Source organism: Acinetobacter sp. P8-3-8 (assembly GCF_000214135.1).
Classification (GTDB): Bacteria; Pseudomonadota; Gammaproteobacteria; order Pseudomonadales; family Moraxellaceae; genus Acinetobacter.
On the sequence record NZ_AFIE01000012.1, the window covers coordinates 50,642 to 72,581 of the forward strand.

Annotated in this window: 21 protein-coding genes; 14 read left to right on the forward strand and 7 right to left on the reverse strand. The window is 33.8% G+C overall.

The window, feature by feature from the left end:
• Positions 1-55 precede the first annotated feature (55 nt).
• Positions 56-1,219: a tetratricopeptide repeat protein gene (locus GGG_RS0107515; protein WP_010113539.1), complete on the reverse strand. Its 1,164-nt coding sequence runs from the start codon at positions 1,217-1,219 to the stop codon at positions 56-58.
• A gap of 158 nt (positions 1,220-1,377) precedes the next feature.
• Positions 1,378-2,223, reverse strand: coding sequence for a carboxylating nicotinate-nucleotide diphosphorylase (nadC, locus tag GGG_RS0107520; protein WP_010113541.1), 846 nt, complete (start codon positions 2,221-2,223; stop codon positions 1,378-1,380).
• 183 nt (positions 2,224-2,406) lie between these two features.
• Between nadC and ampD the strand changes: the two genes are divergently transcribed.
• Together ampD and murJ are read left to right on the forward strand one after the other, a co-directional pair.
• Entirely contained in the window at positions 2,407-2,985 is a 579-nt protein-coding gene (gene ampD / locus GGG_RS0107525) for a 1,6-anhydro-N-acetylmuramyl-L-alanine amidase AmpD (RefSeq protein WP_010113543.1), read from the forward strand.
• A 70-nt stretch (positions 2,986-3,055) separates the two neighbouring features.
• A complete protein-coding gene (murJ, locus tag GGG_RS0107530) occupies positions 3,056-4,606 on the forward strand; it encodes a murein biosynthesis integral membrane protein MurJ (RefSeq protein WP_171057670.1) in 1,551 nt (516 codons plus the stop codon).
• A 67-nt stretch (positions 4,607-4,673) separates the two neighbouring features.
• On the opposite strand, the gene GGG_RS0107535 is transcribed toward murJ, so the two are convergent.
• The 5 genes from GGG_RS0107535 to GGG_RS0107555 form a co-directional block, all read right to left on the reverse strand.
• Positions 4,674-5,363, reverse strand: coding sequence for an FKBP-type peptidyl-prolyl cis-trans isomerase (locus tag GGG_RS0107535; protein ID WP_010113545.1), 690 nt, complete (start codon positions 5,361-5,363; stop codon positions 4,674-4,676).
• A 45-nt stretch (positions 5,364-5,408) separates the two neighbouring features.
• A complete protein-coding gene (locus tag GGG_RS0107540; RefSeq protein ID WP_010113546.1) occupies positions 5,409-6,116 on the reverse strand; it encodes an FKBP-type peptidyl-prolyl cis-trans isomerase in 708 nt (235 codons plus the stop codon).
• Positions 6,117-6,292: 176 nt separating this feature from the next.
• Positions 6,293-8,488 (reverse strand): polysaccharide biosynthesis tyrosine autokinase, encoded by a 2,196-nt coding sequence (locus GGG_RS0107545; protein WP_010113547.1) that lies wholly within the window; start codon positions 8,486-8,488, stop codon positions 6,293-6,295.
• A 21-nt stretch (positions 8,489-8,509) separates the two neighbouring features.
• Positions 8,510-8,938 carry a low molecular weight protein-tyrosine-phosphatase gene (locus GGG_RS0107550; protein WP_010113548.1) on the reverse strand — a complete coding sequence of 143 codons (429 nt, stop codon included), beginning with the start codon at positions 8,936-8,938 and terminating at the stop codon, positions 8,510-8,512.
• A gap of 1 nt (position 8,939) precedes the next feature.
• Positions 8,940-10,040, reverse strand: coding sequence for a polysaccharide biosynthesis/export family protein (locus tag GGG_RS0107555; RefSeq protein ID WP_010113550.1), 1,101 nt, complete (start codon positions 10,038-10,040; stop codon positions 8,940-8,942).
• Between the two features lie 401 nt (positions 10,041-10,441).
• Here GGG_RS0107555 and rfbB point away from each other — a divergent pair, with 401 nt between their 5' ends.
• The 12 genes from rfbB (at position 10,442) to GGG_RS0107615 (ending at position 21,927) form a co-directional block, all read left to right on the forward strand.
• A complete protein-coding gene (rfbB, locus tag GGG_RS0107560) occupies positions 10,442-11,512 on the forward strand; it encodes a dTDP-glucose 4,6-dehydratase (RefSeq protein ID WP_010113552.1) in 1,071 nt (356 codons plus the stop codon).
• Between the two features lie 14 nt (positions 11,513-11,526).
• A complete protein-coding gene (gene rfbD / locus GGG_RS0107565) occupies positions 11,527-12,432 on the forward strand; it encodes a dTDP-4-dehydrorhamnose reductase (RefSeq protein ID WP_010113554.1) in 906 nt (301 codons plus the stop codon).
• Positions 12,429-13,331: a glucose-1-phosphate thymidylyltransferase RfbA gene (rfbA, locus tag GGG_RS0107570; protein ID WP_010113556.1), complete on the forward strand. Its 903-nt coding sequence runs from the start codon at positions 12,429-12,431 to the stop codon at positions 13,329-13,331. Before rfbD ends, rfbA begins: the two co-directional genes overlap by 4 nt.
• A 69-nt stretch (positions 13,332-13,400) precedes the next feature.
• On the forward strand, positions 13,401-13,967 hold the full coding sequence (rfbC, locus tag GGG_RS0107575) for a dTDP-4-dehydrorhamnose 3,5-epimerase (protein WP_010113557.1): 567 nt from the start codon (positions 13,401-13,403) through the stop codon (positions 13,965-13,967).
• A gap of 76 nt (positions 13,968-14,043) precedes the next feature.
• Positions 14,044-15,309, forward strand: coding sequence for a flippase (locus GGG_RS0107580; protein ID WP_010113558.1), 1,266 nt, complete (start codon positions 14,044-14,046; stop codon positions 15,307-15,309).
• Positions 15,306-16,439, forward strand: a complete 1,134-nt coding sequence (gene wecB, locus GGG_RS0107585; protein WP_010113559.1) for a non-hydrolyzing UDP-N-acetylglucosamine 2-epimerase — start codon at positions 15,306-15,308, stop codon at positions 16,437-16,439. Before GGG_RS0107580 ends, wecB begins: the two co-directional genes overlap by 4 nt.
• Positions 16,439-17,554, forward strand: a complete 1,116-nt coding sequence (locus tag GGG_RS0107590) for a glycosyltransferase (RefSeq protein WP_010113560.1) — start codon at positions 16,439-16,441, stop codon at positions 17,552-17,554. The genes wecB and GGG_RS0107590 overlap by 1 nt, the downstream gene beginning before the upstream one ends.
• A 137-nt stretch (positions 17,555-17,691) precedes the next feature.
• On the forward strand, positions 17,692-18,849 hold the full coding sequence (locus tag GGG_RS0107595; protein WP_010113561.1) for a hypothetical protein: 1,158 nt from the start codon (positions 17,692-17,694) through the stop codon (positions 18,847-18,849).
• The gene (locus GGG_RS0107600; protein ID WP_010113562.1) at positions 18,806-19,675 is read left to right on the forward strand and encodes a glycosyltransferase; all 870 of its coding nucleotides are present in this window, start codon (positions 18,806-18,808) and stop codon (positions 19,673-19,675) included. The genes GGG_RS0107595 and GGG_RS0107600 overlap by 44 nt, the downstream gene beginning before the upstream one ends.
• Before the next feature lie 3 nt (positions 19,676-19,678).
• Positions 19,679-20,188: a haloacid dehalogenase-like hydrolase gene (locus GGG_RS0107605; RefSeq protein ID WP_010113564.1), complete on the forward strand. Its 510-nt coding sequence runs from the start codon at positions 19,679-19,681 to the stop codon at positions 20,186-20,188.
• Positions 20,189-20,313: 125 nt separating this feature from the next.
• On the forward strand, positions 20,314-20,610 hold the full coding sequence (locus GGG_RS20440) for a hypothetical protein (protein ID WP_010113566.1): 297 nt from the start codon (positions 20,314-20,316) through the stop codon (positions 20,608-20,610).
• Positions 20,611-21,087: 477 nt separating this feature from the next.
• Entirely contained in the window at positions 21,088-21,927 is an 840-nt protein-coding gene (locus GGG_RS0107615; RefSeq protein WP_010113569.1) for a glycosyltransferase, read from the forward strand.
• Positions 21,928-21,940 lie beyond the last annotated feature (13 nt).

Sequence of the window (21,940 nt, forward strand, 5' to 3'; positions counted from 1 at the left end):
TTCAAAATATAAATCAATCCCTCAAAGAATCACTTGATTCCTTGAGGGATATTTTTTAATGGCTTACACGTTGAATTGCTTCATCATAGCTTGGGCTAGGTTTATATTGATTTGCCAATTGATAATGCTGTTTTGCTTGGACATAGTCTTGATTATTCTCATAAATTTTGCCGATATTATAATGAGAATAGGCTTTGGTATTGTTATTACTTGCAAGGGCAATCGCTTTTTGGTTTGCCCAAAGCGCCTCAGATGAGCGATTCAATTTTTGATAAGCGACCGCAAGATTACTGTAGGTTTGTCCTACATTTGGATTGTAATCGATAGACTGTTGATAAAGCATAGCTGCTTGTTCAAACAGATTGGCTTTATATGCTTTATCTGCTTTTAAATTTAATGCCTTAGCACGATTTTGTGCATCCGCTGAAACAGGAACAATATTTACACGGGTACTTTGGTTTTGATAATTGGAGACGCTTGAACCAATTTGACTTGCACCGACGGTTGTTCCTGAAATACGGTTAATATCTTGGATTTCGCCCTCGGGACTGATTCGAAATACAGTCCATAAATTTCCTGTCTTAGTTGTGGGTACATAATAAGATCGAATCAGTGATTCACCTGCATAGACCATCACTTTGGCTTGGCTATTGGATAAGCTATTGGTATTTGGTCGTTCACGATTCGAATAGTCATGCACAGAATAGACGTAGTATTGTCCATCCAGTTTCTTATCAATGGTGACGGTTTCAGGGCCATAAGAATCAACATCATCGACATCTAAATTGGCAGCTAAACCTTGTTTATTGTCCCAATAAATATGCTGATTTTTATAACTTAAATGTGAGTCTAGGTCTAAAGGATTTTTGCTCCAATTCAGTACGATACGCATACTGTCTAAGTCTTTAAGTACAGGACTTAGCGCATAGGTCATACCATCACATGGGCATTTTGCAACGAGGGTTGAATAGCCGGATTTTTTGATGATTAATAAATTATCCGCACCATCAGCACTATTCCCATCAACAGTGGTACGACCATTTGCATTGGTGGTATTCGATGCAGATCGTTCACCATTTTTTTGTAGAATGACTTCTGCATTGGCAATATTTTGGTCTTTCACCGTTGCACTAAGTACATGCACATCGATATTCTCTGCATAACTCATGCTTGGAATAAGTAGACCCAATATTGATGAATATAAAAGTTGTTTTTTCATGTTGTGTCTCTTTTTATCTGTTGAAGATATTTTGATGATTCTATAAAGATTTTTGAACAAAATGAGCGAATTGTATAATTATTCATCGTTATGTTTTGTAAGAACAATAAAAAAGCAGTGATGATTCACTGCTTTTAAATACGATGATCTATCTGAACTTAGGCATTGAAACGCATAGATAAATCAACTGCTTTTACATCTTTGGTGAGTACACCCATTGAGATATAGTCCACACCTGTTTTTGCTACTTCAGCTAAATTATCAAGGGTAATATTGCCTGAAGCTTCTAGTTTGCAACGACCTGCAACGTGTTTAACCGCATCGATCATTTGTTGTTGGCTGAAATTATCCAACATCACAATATCTGCTTTTGCTTCAATCGCTTGGTTCAGTTCATCCCAAGTTTCGACTTCAACTTCAACAGGTTTACCCGGTGCAATTTGATGTGCTTTGGCAATCGCTTGTGCAATCCCACCCGCTGCCATGATGTGGTTTTCTTTAATTAAAAAGGCATCGAATAAACCTAAACGATGGTTTTGACCGCCACCCACAGCGACAGCATATTTTTGTGCAATACGTAAACCCGGTAAAGTTTTGCGGGTATCGAGTAGTTTAGTTGTTGTACCTTCAAGGTATTTCACATACTCAGCAGTTTTAGTCGCCACAGCCGATAAAGTTTGTACAAAATTTAATGCAGGACGTTCAACCGTGAGCAAACTACGTGCAGAACCAGCGAGTTTATAAATGGTTTCATTGGCTTTGACTAAATCGCCATCATTTTTTAACCATGTAATTTGTACCGATGGATCATAGGCTTGAATCAGTGCGTTCACCCACGGTTGACCAGCAAGGATCATATCTTCACGAGTGATAATGGTCGCAGTGGCTTGTTCATCTTCAGGTGTAAGTAGGGCGGTAATGTCCCCGTCACCGATATCTTCTTGAAGTGCCTGTTGGATATTCATTTGAATCGATTGTTCAAGCAACGCTTTCGAAATGCTCATGGAAATCCCTTTCGGTCCATTTTAAAATTTGTGCGATATATTAGCATTGTCATTGCAAGTTTGAAGAAGTTTTTATTTTATACAGATCGGAGTACACTAAAATATCAACGCTATTGAATGAAAATATTCACATTAACATTGAATAGATACATCGAAAATAGAACTGTCCTTTAGGAATGACACATGCAATCAGCACCACTATTTCAGGTTGAAAATGGTCAACTTGTTGGCGCAAAACAAGTTCCATCTCCAAATTTTAATCAACGACCTGAAAATACTGAGATACAACTGATTGTTATTCATAATATTAGCTTACCGCCTTCGCAGTTTGGAGGTGGTTATATTGAACAATTCTTTCAAAATCAATTGGATTGGTCTAAACATCCTTATTTTCAAACCATTCAAGGGATGCAGGTTTCTGCGCATTTATTGATTTTAAGAACAGGTGAAGTTTTACAGTTCGTTAATTTTAATGATCGTGCATGGCATGCAGGGCGTTCGAGTTATTTAGGTAAAGTTGAATGTAATGATTATTCAATTGGTATCGAGTTGGAAGGCAGTGATTATACTGATTTTGAAAGCATTCAATATCAAACATTGGTCGATGTCGTCGCAAGTTTACAAAAAGCCTATCCTAAAACAGATTCGCATTTAGCAGGGCATTCTGATATTGCACCGGGACGTAAAACCGATCCTGGGCCACATTTTCAATGGCAATATTTTAGAGAATGTCTTGCTGAGAAGAAGTCCAAAGCAAAATAAAAATTTGTTTATGATTTAACAACCCAATTTTAAGAATATTTAATTACAATAGCGACTTTATTTTAACTAGGTGAATACGATGGCGCTGTGGCGATCCACCTTTATTGTTAGTGCAATGACCATGTTGTCACGAGTCTTGGGTTTGGTCCGAGATATGGTGTTGCTCAATGTATTTGGTGCAGGTAAGGATTTCGATACATTTGTTGTCGCATTTCGTATTCCCAATTTCTTTAGACGGCTGTTTGCTGAAGGGGCTTTTTCTCAGGCCTTTATTCCAGTTTTAACAGAATATAAAACCACCAAGTTACATGCAGAAGTACAGATTTTAATTAGTCGGGTCTTTGGTTGTCTGTTAATGGTGATGTCTTTACTGACACTTGTCAGCATGATCATTGCACCTGTGATTTTGTATGTTTATGCACCTGGGTTTCATGATGATCCCGCAAAGTTCGATCTTGCAGTAGATATGTTTCGCTTAACGATTCCTTATCTGATGTTTATGTCGTTAACAGCATTTGCCAGCAGTATCTTAAATAGTTATGGTTCGTTTGCATCGCCTGCATTTTCACCTGTTCTGTTAAATATTGCCATGATTGCAGGGGCATGGTGGCTTTCACCACATCTTGCTCAACCGATTATGGCATTGGGATGGGCAGTTATTGTGGCAGGGGTTCTACAACTGGCGATTCAAATTCCAGAATTGTGGAAGAGAAAATTACTGATTCCACCTAAAGTTGATTTTAAGCATGAAGGCGTAGATCGTATTCTTAAACTGATGCTACCAGCGCTTTTTGGTGTATCCGTAACTCAGATCAATTTATTGCTGAATACCATTTGGGCATCATTCATGCAAGATGGTTCTGTGTCATGGTTATATAGTGCAGAGCGTATGACTGAACTACCATTGGGATTGATTGGTGTTGCAATTGGTACAGTGATTCTACCGTCATTGTCAATGAGTAAGGCTGAACAAGATCAGGCTAAATTTAGAAAAATGCTGGATTGGGCGGCACGTGTGATTGTATTGGTTGGTGTGCCAGCAAGTATCGCATTGTTTATGCTGTCTACACCGATTATTCAAGCACTTTTTCAACATGGTGCATTTGATGCACGTGATACAGAGATGACGGCATTGGCACTGCAATGTATGAGTGGGGGCGTGCTTGCATTCATGCTGATTAAAGTCTTTGCACCTGGTTTTTATGCGATGCAAGATACCAAGACACCTGTACGAGTTGGCTTAATGGCTGTTGCTGCCAATGCCATTCTCAATGTGGTGTTTATTGGATTCTTTAAACTGATCGATTGGCAGGCTCAGCATATGGCTTTGGCAATTGCATCATCAGGCTCGGCATTGGTCAATGCAGGGATGCTTTATTTCTATTTACATAAGCGTGATATTTTCAAATTTGGACCACATTGGAAGAAATTATTTATCCAATTTGTGATTGCCAATCTGGCCATGATCGCAGCACTTTGGTATGCCATGACTTGGTATGATGGTACGGTTTCACAATGGATTCGTATTGTTGAAGTCGTTGGGCTGTGTGTTGTGGGTATTTTCGCTTATGCGGTTGCTTTGTTTGCTTCAGGATTTAGACCTAGACAGTTAAAACATTAAAAAATTCCAGTTTCAATGTAAAAAACATCGCCCAATGGCGATGTTTTTTTATGGTGCTTCATTTACTTTATGGGAGAACTTTTAACAGTTCAACATCAAAAATCAATGTGCTGTTTGGTGCAATAGCATCACCTGCGCCAATTTCACCATAAGCCAACTTTGCAGGAATAAAGAAGCGGTATTTAGCACCTTCTTTCATGAGCTGTAGACCTTCAGTCCACCCTTGAATGACTTGGCTTACTTGGAACTCAACAGGTTCATTACGTGCAATTGAGCTGTCAAAAACTGTACCGTCAATTAAACGCCCTTCGTAATTCACGGATACCTTAGATTTAGCAGAAGGTGATTTACCTGTACCTTGCTGAAGAACCGTGTATTGCAAGCCACTCGGGCGAGTGATAACACCTGATTTTTTAGCATTTTCAGCAAGAAAAACTGCGCCCAATTGAGCATTTTCATCTGCGGACTTTTTAAACTCCAGCATTTGCTTGGCTTCACTTTGCTGTTTATATTGCGCCAAAGCTTTTGCCATTTCTTCATCTGTTAATGTGGCTTTTTGCCCAGAAAAACCTTCTTTAATGCCTTGTATAAATGCATTTAAATTGATGTCTTTTAAGGTTTCAGCATTGGTACGCCCCATAACATAACCATAGCTATAACCAAGCTGATCTTGTTGAGAGCTTTTATTGTTAATCGGTGCTGCAAAACTAGCAACACTGAGCATACTAATACAAATGGTAACGAGGCTTTTTTTCATAATTTATATCCAAAAAAGGAGAGCGTAGCTCTCCTTTTTTAACAATTATTTCACTTTAAGAAGTTCAACATCGAAAATTAATGTGCTATTTGGTGGAATTGTTCCAGGAACACCTTGTTCACCATAAGCTAATTTTGCAGGAATATAGAAAGTCGCTTTACCACCTTCTTTCATGAGTTGTAAGCCTTCAGTCCAACCGGGAATCACTTGGTTTACAGGGAATTCGACAGGCTGTCCACGATCATATGAGCTATCAAAGACTTTACCATCGAGCAACTGTCCTTTGTAGTGCACAGTAACTTGTGAATTTGCTGTAGGTTGCTTACCTGTACCTTCTTGAGTGATTTTATATTGAAGACCAGATGCTGTAGTAATCACACCAGCTTTCTTCGCATTTTCAGCCAAGAAAGAATCATTTGAAGATGCTGCTTCTTTGGCTTGCTCTAGATGCTTCGTTTGCATTTCTTTTTGGAATTCAACATAAGCTGCTTGTAATTCTGCATCTGTATAAATACGTTCTTTTTTAGCGTGACCGTCACGAACACCTTTGATGAATGTATTTACATCGACTTCAGGTGGAGTTTGACTCGCAACTTCATAACCGAGTGCATAACTGATTTTTTCGACAGGTTTTGCATCTTTTGACATTGAACTACTGTTTACATCGGCTGGATGTTGAGAAGCATAATAAACAGGTACAAGCGCAGCACCACCTAAAATTACAGCAACTGCGATGGGTAAGGCTTTACTCATAAAAATTCCCAAATTTTAATCTTTTAAGAGGCTAATTTGACCATTAGCATAAACCAAACAAGCATATAACGTCTTCATCATAAACGATATAGTTATCTGATGTTGACAACTAAAAATATACAGAGATCTACATATAAAAAAGCCAGATTAAAATCTGGCTTTCTCTTTCACAGCAATTAATCATCTTTAGATGAGGTATATGCATAAGCATAGTTATAACCGTAGTTACCACCTGCCGTTGCTTGAATGTCATTGAGAATAATACCGTTAACTTTGGTACCTGCTTGTTCAAAACGACTAACAGTGAGTTCTAATTCCTTCATCTGTGTTTTAGCATAACGTGCAACAACAAGATTTACACCAACAAACTGAGAAATAATGATGCCATCGGTTACTGCTAAGATTGGCGGTGTATCTAAAATAATATGGTCATATTGTTGCGAAAGCTGCTCAAGTAATTCACTAAAACGTTGAGAACTTAACATTTCAGAAGCATTGCCTTGGTTTTTACCACGTGCAAAGAAGTCTAGGTTTGCAACAGTATCTGATTTCACAATACATTGTTCCAAACTACTTTGGTTACTCAAATATTCTGTTAAACCTGGTGAAGCTTCACGATCAAAATATTTATGTAAATAACCACGACGTAAATCAGCATCAATCAATAATACCTTTTTGTTGCTTTGTGCAAAAATAGCAGCAAGGTTGGTCGAAATAAATGATTTACCAATTTCAGGTGCAGGGCCTGAAACCGCAATAATATTGTTTTTCGCATTTGCGAGAGCAAAATGAATGGTGGTACGAATACTACGCAAACTTTCAATGGCAATATCTTCACTGTTCTTAACAGCAAGAATAGGGATTGATTTTTTCTTTTTCAGTAATTGAACACGACTTTCCTGAATTGGCGAACGCGGTACAGTTGCATATACAGGGAGGTCCAATTCATTTTCAATACGGCTGGAATCTTTAATGCCTGAAGCAAGCATATTACGAAGCAATGCAATCATGATGCCAATAAAACCACCGATAAAGATTGAAAGAATTAACACAATCAATTTCTTTGGTTTAATTGGTTCAACTGGTTCAACTGCAGTATCGATAATGCGGACATTACCAATTTCACCCGCTTTGACAATTTTGAGTTGTTGGTAGCTATTTAACAACGAAGTATAAAGTTCGGTATTGACCTTCACATCACGATACAGTTGTAAATATAAACGCTGTGTTTCAGGTAGACGTTTAATTGCTTGATTAAGCTCAGTTGACTTTTTATCAATCGCAGCAAGTTGTGCATTGATTTCAGTCATAAGTGGATGATCAGGTGTATATTTTGCAGAGTATTCAGCTTGTTTTTGCTTTAACTCAATACGCATTTTTTCCAATTCAACATTTTGCTTTAACATGAGCTCAGATTCTTGAGTCACATCAACCGTGTTGTACTGCTCACGGAATTTATTAAACTTAATTTCAGATTCTTCGAGCTGCTTCTTTAATTCAGGCAATTGTTGATCAAGGAAATTTAATGTTTGTTTAGATTCTAAAGTCTTACGTTCAATATTTTGTGCATGATATACAGCTAAAATATGATTAAGAACTTGAGTAATATGTTCTTTATCTGTGCCACTGTAATTTAAGCCAATAACTCCTGTCATTTTTCCTTTTTCAACAACAGAGTAAGTCTCTTGAAGTACTTTTATTGCGGAAGGAAGTGATAACTTGGTAATCGTAAAATCTTGTTGGAATGGGCTTCGGCTTTCAATGTTGACAGACCAAAGACCTTTATTATCTTGAGTTTGATTAAGCTGATTTAAGCGACCTTTAAAAACAACTTGATCTTTATAGCTTAGACTGTATTGATTCTTATCTAAAAAGCTTAAAATTAAATCTTTATCATTGTAATATGAAGGAATTTCAAATTTTTTGATTGAAAACTCAGCATTTTTTTTCTGAAAACTTACGCTACTGCTCGTGTATAGCAGCTTAGTTTTGTCTTGTGAAATTAAGCGATGAAGCAAATTATCTTGATTATCTTCAATTTGGATGTTTAAGTTTAAATTCTTAATGACTTCGCCAAGTACGAGTCTTGAATTTAAAATTTCAATTTCGGCATCTGCTGGAGATTTTGCCCCTAAACCACCAGAAATATCTTTTAATTCACCCATTAAAGCGGCAGAAGCTGCACTTTTCCCATCTTCAACTTGCACCATGGCATCGGTTGAATAGACTGGAGAGGAGATACGTAAATACAATAAAGCACAAATCAAACTTAAAATGACACACAGAGCAATCACTTTCCATTGTGCAATTAAAGAGAAGAATAACTCTTTTAGATCAATAGTATCATCATTAGTTTTTGAATTTTGGTTCATAAGTTAACAACTAATTAAAATTTAAAGATGTGATTGCCAGTCAGCAACATAAGTTTGGATATTTTTACATGTTTCATCAAAAAAAGCTTGATCATGTTTATAAGGATCTGGAACATTTAAGTTTTGCCAATGTCCTAACATAAACACTTTACCTTTAGCAAAAGGCCATTTTTGTTCAATATGCTGTGATTGGTTTTTACTCATCACTAAAATCAGATCGGCTTTTTTAATCAACTCAGCATTGATCTGTCGTGCAATATGACTACGCATGTCGATATTTAAAGCATCCATACATGCAACGGCTTTATCATCCGCCGAATGTCCGACCATCGCTGAAAGACCAGCAGACTCAATACTGAGATGAGGGAACTGATCTTTAAGAAAAAACTCCGCCATTGGACTTCGGCAAATATTTCCTACACAGACCACCAATATATTCTTGATCTGCATGTTATTTACCTAGCTGATCAAATGAATAAAGCGCGCTTGAGAATGGAACAATCTGATTCATGATACGTTGCCAACGGGTTAAACCTGTTGCATCAATATAAACAATGTCATTCTTTTTCATTGCAAACTGATTCGCCAGTGCTAAGTTACCCAAACTACTTAAATTTAAATGATAAATCGTTGATTGTTTAGTACTTAAATCAGTACGCATCACATAAATTCGTGCAGCACTTGCAGAATATGGGCTAATGCCTTCACTTTCACCCAGTACATCACTGAGAGTCATGCCTTGATCACGTAAAGCAAGTGCTTGGCTTTTATTAGACTCACCCATCACGTAAAGTTTTTGATCTTGTTTTGTATTGACATAAATCGTGTCATTTGGCTGGATGAGTAGGTTATGTAAAGATAAACCTTGTTTTTCCAGTTGAATGGTATTCAAATTAAATGTTTGACCATTACGAATCAGTTGAATATTGGTCGTATCGCCTGTTTTCGTATCAATACCACCCGCTTGACCTAGGGCTGTATAAATACTAATTGGCTGGTCATTTAGAGTATATTGTCCACTTCGTACAACTTGTCCATTCACAAAGTAGCGACGTCCTTCATAGGACAACACGCGTACCACGACATCTGGATGTTTTAAGTATTTCGCAAATTGGTTATGTAAGAAACGGTTGGTTTCTGCAAGGGTTTTGCCAGCAATAGGAACTGAACCGACTAATGGAAGTTGTACATTACCATTCGGATCAATTGGATACCCAATCGCTTTAACATTGTTTACATCCTGAATAGGAGGCGTAATTTCAGGATAAGCCCAAAGCTGGATCGAAAGGATATCCCCTGGACTTAAACGATAAATATTTTGTTGGTTACGAAATAGCGAAATTACATGATTTGAGTTTTCTTGATTTGTGAGGTTCAGATTTGGAATATTATTCTGATTGAGTTGGACGACAGAAAGCTCAGCGCCCTGATCTGTTTTATATTGACCTTGCTCAGGTAAATCATAGGTTTGAAGTCCAGAGGTGATTGCACAACCAGAAAATGAAACAGAAATTGCTAAAATCGTAAAAAGTGATGTGCCTGCATACTTCACATTCAAAACCCTTATTTTATATTGCGTTGCTACTTAGAATTCAATCTTGAAACTGAATTGTATGCTAAAAAAAAGCAGTTGGGTATCTTATTGTTGAGAGAGTATTGTATTAAAAACGAAAAAGTAAGGTCTTTATTGTTATTCTTAATCACTTTGTAAAGTTATCAAACTAAGATAAAAATTAGAAAATCAGATTGTATATACATAACATTACCAAGATAAACGATTCGTATCGCTAAAAATTGGTTTATCATATGAATTATTGTGCATTCTGAGTATAATGCTTCAGGGTTAAAATAGGGCGAGTTTCTTGTGAAAATATAGTTTTATATTAACCTATTGATCAGTTTGGGAAGCTTTGAAACATATATTTTATTAAAAAATGATTCATAGGATACTATATGAGAGTTTTGGTTACTGGTGGTGCAGGCTTTATTGGATCAGCAGTTGTAAGACATATTATAAAAAATACTCAAGATGAAGTATTGAATATTGATAAATTAACATATGCAGGTAATTTAGAGTCTTTGATTGAAGTTGATCAAAATCCAAGATACCAGTTTGAACAAATTGATATTTGTGATTCAGAGGCGTTAACTAAAGCATTTAATCAATTTAAACCAAATTTGGTGATGCATCTTGCAGCCGAGTCGCATGTGGATCGATCAATTGATGGTCCAGCAGAATTCATCTCTACTAATATCGTTGGTACATATACCTTATTAGAAGTTGCTCGAAAATATTGGATAAATTTAACAGAACAAGAACAATCTACTTTTAAGTTTCATCATATTTCAACAGATGAAGTTTATGGCGATTTGGAAGGTACAACGGATTTATTTACTGAAACGACGTCTTATGCACCGAGTTCACCTTATTCAGCAAGTAAAGCAAGTTCAGATCATTTGGTTAGAGCTTGGCAAAGAACATATGGGTTACCGACAATCGTGACCAACTGCTCGAATAATTATGGTCCTTATCATTTTCCTGAAAAATTAATTCCTTTAGTGATTTTGAATGCACTTGATGGCAAACCCTTACCAATCTACGGGAAGGGTGACCAAATCCGAGATTGGTTATTTGTCGAAGATCACGCACGTGCCTTATATAAAGTAGTCACTGAGGGTGAGGTAAGTGAAACCTACAATATAGGTGGTCATAATGAAAAACAAAATATTGAAGTCGTTAAAACGATTTGTAAAATTTTAGATGAATTAAGACCTCAAGATAATCAACAATCTTATGAAACTTTGATTACTTTTGTTAAAGACCGTCCTGGGCATGATCTACGTTATGCGATAGATGCAAGTAAAATAGGTCGGGAACTTGGGTGGGAACCAGAAGAAACGTTTGAAACTGGGATTCGTAAAACTGTTGAATGGTATTTATATAACCAAGAATGGGTGACCAATATTCAAAGTGGTGAATACCAAAATTGGATTCAGCAACAATATCAAGCTAAAAAAGCCTAATTTTGAGTAAATCGATGAAGATTCTTTTATTGGGTAAAAATGGGCAGGTTGGTTGGGAATTGCAACGTGCTTTGCAGCCCTTAGGTTCAATAGTTAGCCTTGATCGCTCGATAGATGTTAGTGGTTTGTGTGGAGATATCACAAACTTTGAGGCAATATCTCATGCGATTGAGCAAACTCAACCTAGTGTTATCGTTAACGCTACAGCCTATACAGCAGTAGATAAGGCTGAAAGTGAAATTGAACAAGCGGATTTGATTAATCACTTGGCTGTAAAACACCTTGCAGAAATTTGCGCACAAAAAAATATTTTGTTCATCCACTATTCTACAGACTATGTTTTTGATGGGGCAGGTAGTGTTGCCTGGTCTGAAGAAGATATTTGTAATCCCGTAAATTTATATGGGAAATCGAAACATGATGGCGAAATTGCCTTAGAGCAAAGCGGGTGTAAATTCTTTAATTTTAGAACCAGTTGGGTTTATGGTTTACATGGAAATAACTTTATAAAAACCATGCTAAAACTGGCAATGATTAAAGAAGAATTGGGAATTATTGACGATCAAATTGGTGCCCCGACTGGAGCACCGTTAATTGCGGATGTAACGGCACAAGTCATTCGTTTTTGGGATTTGAATACAGTTTCTAAAGAAAATTTATATGGGCATTATCATCTAGCAGCTGCTGGGGAGTGCTCATGGTATGATTATGCACAATTTATTTTTTCTCAAGCACGTGGTCATGGGAGGGATTTTGTTTTGAATAAGGTTAGCCCAATAGAAACATCTGCTTACCCAACACCAGCAAAAAGACCGTTAAATTCACGGTTAAATACACTAAAGTTACAACAAAATTTTAAGTTGCATCTTCCGAATTGGGAGCTTGGTGTGGCACAAGTTATTAAGGAACTTTATCAATGAGTTTGAAAAAAAGAAAAGGTATAATTTTGGCGGGTGGTTCTGGCACACGTCTTTACCCAATTACAATGGGAACATCAAAACAACTACTTCCAATTTATGATAAACCAATGATTTATTATCCTTTGTCAGTTTTAATGCTTGCAGGGATTAATGAAATTCTCATTATTTCTACACCTGAAGATTTACCTAACTTTGAAAAACTCTTAGGTACGGGTGAAGAGTTAGGTATTAAACTTTCTTATAAAGTGCAACCATCACCAGATGGTTTGGCTCAAGCTTTTATTTTGGGTGAAGACTTTGTTGGTGATGACAATGCTTGTTTGATTTTGGGAGATAATATCTTTTATGGTCAGCATTTTAGTGAGCAACTGAAACGTGCTTCAGAAAAAGAAAGTGGTGCGACTGTATTTGGTTATTATGTAAATGATCCTGAGCGCTTTGGCGTGGTTGATTTTGATGTAACTGGTAAAGCACTAAGTATCGAAGAAAAACCGGAACAGCCTAAATCAAATTATGCAGTCACAGGGCTTTATTTTTATGATAATAAAGTTGTTGATATTGCAAAAAATATTAAACCATCACACCGTGGTGAATTAGAAATCACAGATGTTAATAATGTGTTTTTGCAACAGGGAGAACTTAATGTCGAGTTACTTGGTCGTGGTTTTGCTTGGCTAGATACAGGTACGCATGACTCATTGCTTGAGGCAAGTCAATTTGTACAGATCGTTGAACATCGTCAAGGTCTGAAAATTGCGTGTTTAGAAGAAATTGCATTTAATAATGGTTGGATTGATTCGAATCAACTATTGAATCGCGCAAATTTCTTTAAGAAAACAGGTTATGGTCAATATTTATTAAAATTGCATGCTGAACATCAAAAAACTAAAGTTTTATGAGATTGGAATAATTTTATAGATGACACTGATGTAAATAAATGCAGTATTGCTTTGTATAGAGAATAAAGAATGAATGTTATTGAAACGAAGATCAAAGGTCTTTTGATACTTGAGCCAAAAGTTTTTGGTGATGATCGTGGCTGGTTTATGGAAAGTTTTAATCAAAAAGCTTTTGAGCAAGTGTTAAGAGAACGCGGTTTAGATATTCCGCAATTTGTTCAAGATAATCATTCTTATTCGCAAAAAGGTGTTCTACGTGGATTACATTACCAGTTATCTCCATTCGCTCAAGGGAAATTAGTTCGAGTTGTTCAAGGGCGAGCTTGGGATGTGGCTGTGGATATTCGCCAAACTTCACCTACATTTGGGCAATGGGTTGGGGTGGAGCTTACAGGTGAAAATCATAAGCAATTTTGGATTCCTGAAGGATTTGCTCATGGATTTGTCTCTTTAGAAGATAATACTCAATTTTTATATAAAACAACTAATTATTATAATAAAGAAAGTGAAGGTGCAATTATATGGAATGACTCAGCAATTGCAATCGAATGGCCATTGAGTAATATTGATGAAGTTTTAGTAAGTGATAAAGATGCAATTGCTTTAGAACTACAGAGTGCTATGTTGTTTAAGTAAGTGATATGTGATTGTGTTGGGTAAATTTGGATAAGTGAGTGATTTTACATAATCAAAATGATATGAGTTATATACCTTGACCACACCATTATTGAATAAATTTTTAGACACTGAAGAGAAAAAAAAGTTTATAGCTAACTTTTTCTCTCTAGCAACACTCCAGGGTCTTAACTATATTTTGCCATTATTAACATTGCCTTATCTTGTAAGAATATTGGGTACGGAGAAGTTTGGAATATTGGCATTTGCTACGGCTATTGTTAGTTACTTTATAGTTTTAACAGATTATGGTTTTAATTTTACTGCTACTAGAGAAGTTTCTTTAAATCGTGAGAATAGTGAGAAACTAGATGAAATCTTTAGCTCGGTAATGATAATAAAATTCGCACTTTTTGTTATTTCATTATTTATACTGACATTTTTAATTGTTTTTTTTGATAAGTTTAGTGTAGATCCATGGTTGTATTATTTAACTTTTGGAACGGTGCTTGGACAAATTTTATTTCCTGTATGGTTTTTTCAGGGGGTAGAGCAAATGAGATATATTACAATTATAAATATTATATCTAAATTTTTTTTTACAATTGCTATTTTTCTCGTTGTTAAGCATAGTTCAGATTATTTGTTAGTTCCATTTTTGACATCATTAGGTGCGATCTTTGCTGGAATTTATTCGTTAATTTTGATTCGGAAAAATTTTAAGATAAGGTTTAAATTTCAGAAATTAAATGTAATTTTAAGTTACCTAAAAGGTGGTTCTAATTTATTTTGTACATCAGTTTTAAGTAATCTATTAGTTTCCTCTGGAACGGTGATTTTATCTTTTGTATCAACAAATACAGTTGTAGGATACTATTCCGCTGCTGAAAAGTTATTTAGAGCGATTGTTGGTTTATTTACACCGATCACACAAGCACTCTATCCAATAAGTTGTAGGAAAGTAAACCAAGAAGGTGGTGCTAAATCATATATTAAAAAATTGGCTATCATAATTGGTGGAGCAGGTCTACTTGTTGGAGTAACAATTGCTATATTTTCTGAAAAAATTGTTACGCTAGTCTATGGCGTAACGTTTCAATCATATAGTTATATTTTAGCTATTATGATGATTTGGCTGTTCTTTGGTGTAATAAATAATATTATTGGCATACAATATTTATCAGCTTCAAGAAAAGACAAGTTTTATACTTCTTCCTTTATTGTTGCTGCTTTGGTAACAGTGCTCTTAAATTTAGTGTTAATCCCTCATTTATTGATCAATGGAGTGCTTATTTCAATGATTACGGGTGAAATACTTCTATCTATTTGCATGTTGGCACTAATTTTTAGGTTTAAATTATGAAAAAAGTACTTATTGTTTTTGGTACACGTCCAGAAGCAATTAAAATGGCCCCGTTAGTTAAAGAATTTAAAAAAGATTCGAGAAATTTTGAAACACGTGTTTGTGTAACAGCGCAACATAGACAAATGCTGGATCAAGTCTTAGAAATATTTGATATCGTTCCAGAGTACGATTTAAATATTATGAAAGCTGGTCAAGATTTATATGATATTACTGCTAATGTTTTAGTCGGTATAAGAGATGTATTAGCAGATTATAAGCCTGATATCGTATTTGTACATGGGGATACATCCACAACTTTTTCAGCAAGTTTAGCTGCTTTTTATTCTAAAATTAAAGTTGGTCATATTGAAGCAGGCTTAAGAACTTATGATATTTATTCCCCTTGGCCTGAAGAAGGGAATCGCCAACTGACAAGTGTATTGGCAAATTATCATTTTGCCCCGACTCCGCAGAGCGGAAAAAACCTCTTAAAAGAAGGTAGAGACCAAAAGGATATTTACATTACGGGGAATACAGTTATTGATTCTTTAATGTATGTTTTACAAAGAATTGAAAATCAGCCAGAACTAAAAAAGAAAATAAAATCTAGAATTTGTAGTCAGTATCAATTAGATCAGACGAGAAAAATAATTTTAGTTACTGGGCATAGACGGGAGAATTTTGGTCAAGGGTTTATCAATATTTGTGAAGGACTAAAGGAAATAGCTCAAAAGAATCCTAAGATTGACATTGTCTACCCTGTGCATTTAAATCCTAATGTACAACAACCAGTAAATGATATTCTTTCTAGTATTAAGAATATATATTTGATTGATCCGCTTCAGTATGAAGAATTTATTTATTTGATGAATCAATCTTATTTCATTATTACAGATAGTGGTGGTATACAGGAAGAGGCTCCCTCTTTAGGAAAACCTGTTCTTGTAATGAGAAATACGACTGAAAGACCAGAAGCTATAACAGCAGGAACAGTTAAGTTAGTAGGGTGTGATAAAGAAACTTTAGTCACAGAAGCTGAAAAGTTAATTCATGATAAAAATGAATATGAAATCATGTCACGTGCCCATAACCCTTACGGGGATGGGAAAGCATGTGAACGAATTGTTCAACTGATTCGGGAGTTATAATGAAAATCGCATATTGTATCCGTAAAAACTGGAAAGTTGCACATGGTGGTGACGTTGTTCAGATGATCAATACTAAGGCAGAAATTGAAAAAGTATATAATGTTGAAATCAGAATTATAGATAATATTAAGGATTTAAATTTATTTTCTCCAGATATTGCTCATATATTTAATATGCAAACTCTTGAGGAGAGTAATGAATATGTTCAAGAGGCTAAACTGTTAGGTGCTAAAGTGGTCCTCTCTACGATTTATTGGGAAATGAGCCATGCACGATTTATTGATAATTTCGCAAGACTAGGTTTTTTTTGTAATAGTGAAAATTATAAAAGGATGTATAAAATTTACAGAAATTCAGAAGCTTATATGGCATCAATGTTTGGAAAACCCAAATCTGTAACCAAAAACTATAAAGATAAAGTAAGAAGTTTTCTTCAGGAGTTTGATTGGTATTTACCAAATTCTGAAGAAGAAATGCTAATTATAAATGACACTTTTGGTACAAATTATAAAAACTATTCAGTAATTCATAATAGCGTTGATTTTAACAAATTTCCTTATTTTTCCAATAAGGAAAGAAAAGGTTTTATATCAGCAGCACGAATAGAGCCTGTAAAAAATCAACTTCAACTTGTTGATATTTGTAGAGCATCCAATTGGGATTTAACATTAGTGGGTGGCGTAACACCGAATAATTTGAGGTATTTAGAAGCTGTTAAGAAACTTGCTATTGGTTCGGATAGAATAAAGATTAGTGCCCAAAATTTTGATCAAAATGAGCTTGGACATCTATTTAATACTCATAAAGTTCATATACTAGCATCTTTTAGGGAGTCTCCAGGGCTTAGTTCTTTAGAGGCATTAGGTAGTGGGATGAATGTGGTGGTATGTGATAGCGATTATTGTCCAACAGATACATATTTTAAAGACTTAATTGATCAACATGTGTTTGTTTGTGACCCATATAGTAAAAAATCAATTCATAAAGCTATGAAGGCTGCTTATGAGTTAGATACACCTAGAACAAATGTATTACTAAAATTTAATTGGGCAAATACTGGTTATGAAACTTTTAAAGTTTACGAACAATTAGTTGAAAATGATTTTCTAAATTAAACTAATTAAAGATTTAATGAGTTCAGAAACTTGCTAGAATTGAATGCGCATAAATGAATTTTTGAAATTGGATTTATTATATAGTCATTTTAATTTTAAATATTAACTGAGATGATATTTGCTAAGGTTTAGATGAAATGCACATTAATGGAAGGAATGTTGTATACAGTTTTTTATTTTTTATTGTTTTTTTTATTATTACTAGACAAGTTCCATTTTCAGACTATTCTTTAATTTCGAATATTGCAGTACTGATTTTAGTATTTGGAATGGTTGCTTATAATCGATTAAATCTTGTTAATATATCTTTGGTTTCTTTATGGTTGTGTATCTTAGTTCAATATTCATTATTTAAGGGAAATGAGTTTTCTTTAATTTTACACTTTATGCTAGCTATTTTATTGTTAATAACTAGTAATTTTGTTGAAAATATTCCAAAAACGATTTTAAAAATATTTTTTATTCTAATTTCTATACAATCATTTTTTTTAATTGTTATGGAAATTGTACTAAATGTTTTTTATACACAAAGTTCTTATTTACTTTTGAGAGAATATTTTTTAGATAGAGGGTGGGGGGATTTATATACTTACAATGGGTACTTTTATAGGGTGCAAGTGAAAGGCAATGCACTAATACCAATCGCATTTTACTTAACATTTATTAAAGAAGTAAAAGAATATATTAAATATATTAAAGTTCATAGGATACTTGCTTTCATAGGTATATGCATTGCAGGTAATTTTGCTTTTTGGATTTCAACTGCTTTGTTTGTAGTCGGCTATTCACTATTTTTTGGAAAGAATAAAGCAATAAAATCAATTATTATTTTTGGTGCAATTATTTTAATGTCTAGTTATTTAATTAACTATATATTAGAGGTGCTTTTAAGGAAAGGAGACTCTTTGGGTACAAGAAGTGATCAGTATAATATATTAATAAATGGGTTAACCAATAATATTGCTAATTTTATTTTTGGCAATGGATTAGGTAGCACATTGTTAGTTAGAACTTCATTTCGTGACTACACGGGAGATATTTACTTTGAGTTGCAAAGTGTATATTATATATTTCAATTAGGTATTTTAAATGCTATTATTTTTTTTAGTCTGATGTGCTATTTTGCTTTAAAAAAGATTTATTATAAAGATTTGCTATTTATTTATGCGGTGTATGTATCATATGCTATAAGTAATCCATACTTTTTGGATACTAGTCATATTGTCTTAATTATAGTTCTAAGGTTGATTTATGAATATAGAAAAGAAAATAGGTTGTATAATAGTCCTATATAACCCAAATGTACCTATGTTATTTAAAATATTAAATGAGATAGTTAATCAGGTCTCAATGGTCTATATTATAGATAATTCTACGATAGATAATCAGTTAGATTTTTTGAGCTATAGTAATGTGGTTTTTGAAAAATTAGGTAATAATATAGGTATTGCTTCAGCTCAAAATATAGGAATAAACTTCTTTAAAGATTATGAGTATATCTTATTCTTAGATCAAGATAGTATTCCACCAAAAAATTTAGTTCCTACTTTATTGGAGAATTATCTATTTTTGCTGGATAAAAATATTGATGTTGGAGCAGTAGGCCCCCGCCCTTTTAACCGTGGTGAAAATAAAAAATACGAAGGCAGTATTAAAAAAGGGAAACAGCTATATCACAATATTACAGAAGTAAGCGAATTAATCAGTTCATCTTCACTAATAGCAGTAGAAAATTTCAATATGGTTGGGCTGTTGGAGGATGGTTTATTTATTGATGCAGTTGATCATGAATGGTGTTGGCGTGCTAAAGCAATTGGTAATTATAGATTTTTTATTATAGAGGATGTACTATTAAGTCATCAACTTGGAGAGGGGGATAAGAAATTTTTAGGTATAAATGTTTATATTCCCGCTCCCATTAGAACTTATTATCAATTTAGAAATTATATAAAGCTGTTGAATAGAAATTATGTGCCTTTCTATTGGAAATTTTCTAATGGAGTTAAATATATTTTTAAATATTTTTACTATTCAACCTTTGTTAGTGACGGGAATAAGTATATGAAATACATGAATAAAGGTATCTGGGATGGGTTTAAAAATAAAAAAGGATCTATTTAAATAATGAGCTTAGTTATTTTTGATGTATGCTGGACAATGTATAAATCGAATACTACATTTGATTTTATAAAGTTTGTATATAAAACAGAAAATATTAAAAGTTTTATTTTGATTTTATTAAACTCTCAAATTGTTAAAATAATTCTTTTATTGTTAGGAAAGATACTTGGTCGCGACATTTATAGAGAATTGTTTGTTGGGTTATTACAAGATTTTACTCGGCGAGACATTGAAATTTTATCGGAGAAATTTTATAAAGATTTTCTATTAAAAAAGAAGATAGACTATACTTTTGATATATTTGAAAAAATAAACACTGATGAAATATTGCTTTGTTCGGCTAGTTTGGATGTGGTTGTTGCTCATATAGCAAATGAGCTAAATGTTGATTTTTTTGCTTCTGAATTAGAATTCAAAAATGGAGTGTGTACTGGAAAAATCTGTAAAGATTTATTGGGTGTGAAAGATCAAATTTTAGAAAAACAAAAAAATAGAGCTTGTTGTTACAGATAATTTATCAGATCTGTCGCTTAGTAAAAAAAATCCTCAAAATCTGTCATATTGTCTACACCGAAAAATGTTAATTTTTGGAAAAGAAATGGCTTAATTGTTAATTATATTTTAGAGGATTAGTTTAGATGGGTTTTTTATACCTTCCCTTTGTTTATACTTTTCATACTCGATTATTGTCTTTAAGTGCTAAAATCGCTTGGGTTACTACGTATGTTATACCTGTCCTTATAACTTGTTTTTATTTTAATTTTGACTTTTTCTTATCATTTTTATTAATTTCTTCGATTTATTCTGCATATGAAATAGGTTATATTTTTAATGATTGTGAATTGATAAAAAAAGAAGAAAATCCTACGGTAAGATTAAACGAAGAAGAATTAAGTTATTATGAGGGAAAAAAGAAAAGTAATTTTTCTTTTTAGATCTTTTATTTTGATTGTCCTATTTCTTTTAACTTTTGTTTTTTATAGAGATTTTTCGCTATACATATTTTTCTCGTGTTTTTTAATTTTATTTACATATGCTATCTATAACAGCATTCGTAATAATTTTAATTTGCTATTATATTCGTTTCTAGTTTATTGTCGTTATTTTATTGTATTTGTTTTTATTGGAAAAAGTTTAAGTTTGGCGTTTTTTTTGTACTTAATTTACCCTTTTTGTGTAACTCTAGAGTTTTCCACAAAAAAGCGTTTTATTACTAGTAGTTTTATGAAATTTACAAATTTTGATAAATTTAGGTTATTCTACTATGCTGTAATATTGTGTTTAGCTATTTTTTTATATTTATTTTCTAGTTTTGCATATACAGATTTATTTTTGTATTTGTCTTTTTACTTTTGCCTTTATCGACTATTATCGTATTTTTTGTTATCTAAGCTGGTTCGAAGTAAATAGTAATGAAAACATTAGAATTTTCAGTGTTAATGTCTTTGTATGTAAAAGAAAGACCAGAGTTTTTTGATAGTGCATTAAAAAGTATCTACACAGATCAGACTATTAAACCAAGTGAAATAATTCTTGTATTAGATGGTCCAATAAGTGTTGATCTTACATTACGTGTTCAGAATTGGAAAAATGAAATCGGTGATTCTTTAAAAGTAGTCTCATTACTCGAGAATGTCGGGTTAGGCAAAGCTCTAAACGAAGGTTTAAAGAACTGTTCAAATGAATGGGTATTTCGGATGGATACCGATGATATTTGTTTGTCGGATCGATTTGAAAAGCAAATTCAATATATTCAGAATAATCCAGAAGTGGTTTTGTTTAGCTCGCAAATACTAGAATTTAATCAAAATATTTCAGACGCATCTGCACTTAAATCAGTGCCAACGGAATATGAGAGTATAAAAGTTTTTGCACAAAAAAGAAGCCCTTTTAACCATATGACGGTTGCGTATAAAAAATCAATAATTGAGAGTCTTGGAGGTTATCAACACCATTTATTCATGGAAGATTATAATTTATGGTTGCGAGTAATAGCTGCTGGACATAAAGTTGGTAATCACGCCGATGTACTTCTTTATGCACGTGTTGGAAATGGTATGCATGCTCGTCGCAAGGGTATAGAATACATAAAAAGTGAAAAACAATTACTAAAATTAAAGAAAGAACTTAAGTTGCAAAATCCAATTCGTGCTAATATGTTATTTCTTATGAGATCAGCATTTAGACTGATGCCGAGCTCCTTGTTAGGAATAATATATAATACTTTTCTACGGAAAAAAATTGAAAAATAGAGTGGTAATCTAA